The sequence below is a fragment of the uncultured Ellagibacter sp. genome, assembly GCF_934643285.1.
In the GTDB taxonomy this organism is placed as follows: Bacteria; Actinomycetota; Coriobacteriia; order Coriobacteriales; family Eggerthellaceae; genus Ellagibacter.
This window is the reverse complement of record NZ_CAKUBT010000047.1, coordinates 1-3,085: the sequence shown is the minus strand read 5'-3', so window position 1 is coordinate 3,085 and position 3,085 is coordinate 1. Positions and strand designations below refer to the sequence as shown.

At 59.8% G+C, this 3,085-nt stretch carries 3 protein-coding genes; 2 read left to right on the top strand and 1 reads right to left on the bottom strand.

Annotated elements, in window-relative coordinates; translation table 11 throughout:
- Positions 1 to 50: 50 nt before the first annotated feature.
- Together Q0I65_RS09575 and Q0I65_RS09570 are read left to right on the top strand one after the other, a co-directional pair.
- Complete coding sequence (locus tag Q0I65_RS09575; RefSeq protein ID WP_296062913.1) at positions 51 to 362, top strand: helix-turn-helix transcriptional regulator; 312 nt, start codon at positions 51 to 53, stop codon at positions 360 to 362.
- The gene (locus tag Q0I65_RS09570; RefSeq protein WP_296062911.1) at positions 359 to 1,666 is read left to right on the top strand and encodes a type II toxin-antitoxin system HipA family toxin; all 1,308 of its coding nucleotides are present in this window, start codon (positions 359 to 361) and stop codon (positions 1,664 to 1,666) included. Before Q0I65_RS09575 ends, Q0I65_RS09570 begins: the two co-directional genes overlap by 4 nt.
- Positions 1,667 to 1,747: 81 nt before the next feature.
- On the opposite strand, the gene Q0I65_RS09565 is transcribed toward Q0I65_RS09570, so the two are convergent.
- A partial coding sequence (locus tag Q0I65_RS09565; protein WP_296062909.1) for an ATP-binding protein occupies positions 1,748 to 3,085 on the bottom strand: 1,338 nt, incomplete at its 5' end.

The window sequence follows — 3,085 nt, the reverse complement described above, 5'->3', positions numbered from 1 at the left end:
GCGAATCGCCATATACTGCGTATTGCAATATATGGCGAAAAGAGGTTCTCATGGGCAAGGTTGCGAGTGCGGAAGCGGCGGGAAGCATCATTAGACGGGTTCGCGAGGAGCGCGGAATCTCTCGGGCTTTTCTGGCGAAGCAAACAGGTATAGGGGCTCGCACTATTTATGCTCTTGAACAGGGGGAAAGCGAGAACTTCGGATTGGGGAACTACTTGAAGCTGCTTGATGCCCTCGAGATGGACATGTCAGTCGATCTTGATAAGCCGCTTGAACCGCCGACTGCTCTCGAGTCGTCGATTGAACTTCCCGAACTGAAGATGGCTGACATCTGGAGCCTCGACGGGGGAAACGAAAAATGACGACGGCATATAGCTATCTAGACGTATATATTACGGGCGTCTTCAGCGGAAGGCTCGCCGAGGACGGCCACGGTGGATTATCGTTTGAATACGACTCGGAGTATCAAGGGGTTCCCTTATCGCTGTCGATGCCGGTTGGACTTCAGAGGAATGGCGATCGGGTCGTTCGTCCGTATCTTATGGGGCTTCTTCCTGATGAGCAGAGCACTCGGAATGCAATCGGCCTTCGGTATGGGATATCCCCGAACAACCCATTTCGCCTGCTCGGCGCAATTGGGCTTGATTGTCCAGGCGCTGTTCAGGTTTGCCAGCGAGGGACAACCTTGCCCTCGGAAGACGAGCAGCGCGACTTGATGCCGCTGACTGACGAAGATGTTGAAGAGAAGCTTGCTGCTGTGCGGAGGAATGCCGCGGCTGCATGGGTTGACGGATCGGAAACGGAGGGCCGCTGGTCACTTGCGGGCTGCCAGGCTAAATTCACTTTGCGCGAACAAGATGGCAAGTGGTTCGATTGTTCGGGCGCGGCGGCCTCGACGCATATCGTAAAGCCAGGGGTGGCTGGAATGAACAACCAGGCACTTGTCGAGTTTGCTTCGATGCGAGCGGCTGCGAAAGTCGGCTTGCCCGCGGCTGAAGTGGATTTCCGCATGTTCGGCAGCGAACCTGCTGTCGTAATAAAGCGCTACGATCGCGTGCGAGACGAGAAGGGACGCGTTCTGCGAATCCATCAAGAAGATCTTTGCCAGGCGCTCGCCGTTATGCCCGACGCAAAATATGCCGAGCAAGGAGGGCCGACGACGCCGCAGATAATCGACTTGCTAAAGGCGACGGGGAAGAATGCGCGGGAAAACGTCTACCGCTTCATTCTCTTTACCTTCTTCAACTATCTCATCGGCGCAACGGATGCGCATGCGAAAAATCACTCGCTCATGTTTCTCTCTCCTAATGACGTGAGAATTGCGCCCCTCTATGACGTTGCGTCGATTGCCCCTTATCGTTCTTTGGCGCCATCGAAGCGGAAGCCTTTGCGCGCTGCGTTGTCTATTGGCGGTGAAAACAGGTTTGGAATGCTCAGTGCGAAAAACGTGAGAAAGATGGTCGAGGATTGCGACCTTGAGGAGATTGGCCTCGATTCGGATTTGCTTTGCGGAAGGCTTGCGACTATGGCAGAGCTCGTTCCTGGGGCGTTGCGCGAAGTCGCGTCCGAAGCGCGTGGCGAAGATTTTCGGGATGCGGAAGATGTCCTGACTTCGCTGGAGGACGAAGTCGCACAAAACTGCGCGCGAGTTCTTGAGAGAATGTGACGGGCGCCTTTTGGGCGCGATTGTTATTTCGAGGGTCGAGCAGCCCGCTTGCAAGGATGCCTCTTGCTCCGTGCGGGCCGGTTACGCAATCGGCAGGGTTGCCGTGAAGGTGGTGCCCTCTTCGTCGCTGCTCTTCGCGGTTATCGTGCCGCCGTGCTCTTCCGCGACTTCTTTCGCGATGGAAAGCCCCAGGCCAAAGCCGCCTGCGCCGCTTGTGCGTGCTTTGTCGGCGCGGTAGAAGCGGTCGAACACGTGCTGCAGATCCTCCGCCGAGATGAGCGACCCCGTGTTGTGCACGACGAATCGTGCGCTGCCACTCTGCGCATGCAGCTCGACGCGCACTTTCCCGTTGTCGCCGGCGTACTTGCACGCGTTGTCGAGAAGCGTCGTGACCAGGCGGCGCAGGCGCTCGATCGATCCCTGCACGGCGATGCCCTCGTCCACGTCGCTTTCCAGTTCGATGGCGCGCTCGAATGCCACCGATTCGAACTGCAAAAGCTCGCCTTCCACCAGGTTCGACAGGTCGATGCGCTCTTTCGGCTTCGATTTCACGATGTCGGTCTCCTCGGCGTCGAGGCGCGCGAGGAGCAGCAGGTCGGCCACGAGCCCCTGCATGCGCTCGCCTTCCGCTTGCGTGCTTTCGACCCAGTGGCTTTGGCTTGCAATGATGCGCTCGGGATGCGACATGAGGATCGACGTGTTCGCGAGGATGACGGTGAGCGGGGTCTTCAGCTCATGCGAGGCGTCGGCCACGAACTGCCGCTGCTGCTCCCACGCGCGCTTCACCGGGCGCAGGGCCCAGCGCGAGAAGAACACGCTGATCACGAAGAAGATGGCGAGCGCGACCACGCCGACGGCCGCGAGGGTGAGCGCAAGGGTCTGCCATCCGTTCGCAGAGCTGACATCGGCGAACGCGACGCGCGCGATGCCGGTGTCGGAAGTGTGCTTCTCGTAGAATAATCCAAGGTCGGAGAGCTCTCCCGAACCATCGGGAGCGTCCGCGAGCTGGGATATCGCCTTCTCGAGCACGTCGTCTGCAATCGACGCGGAAGCCGCCGACCCTGCGAGCGCGTAGCTGCCGCTCTTGAGGATGCGATACACGGCCACAGGGACATGCGGCCCACTTCCCGCAGGTCCGCCGCCGATTTGCGGAGGGGTGCCATGTCGCGCGCCGTCGTCTTCCTGGTCCCCGTCCGCCTGGTCGCCGGGGTTGCCCGCGTCCTGCCCCTGACTTTGCCCAGGGTCGCCCGCATCTTGCCCGGGATCGCCCGTGTCTTCTTCCCGCGCACCTTCCTGACCTTGGGCGTCGCCGTCGGTCAGCGCGTGACCCTTCGACTCCGTGAACGCGATGGCGTTGCTCATCGCTTCGTGCACGGAAGCCACGCTTTGCTGGTAGTTGATGACGCAGATGGCGGAGAA

What these genes read in the sequence shown, in the direction of transcription:
- Q0I65_RS09570 (WP_296062911.1), top strand. Translation starts at nt 359, where the DNA reads ATGACGACGGCATATAGCTATCTAGACGTATATATTACGGGCGTCTTC.
- Q0I65_RS09575 (WP_296062913.1), top strand. Translation starts at nt 51, where the DNA reads ATGGGCAAGGTTGCGAGTGCGGAAGCGGCGGGAAGCATCATTAGACGG.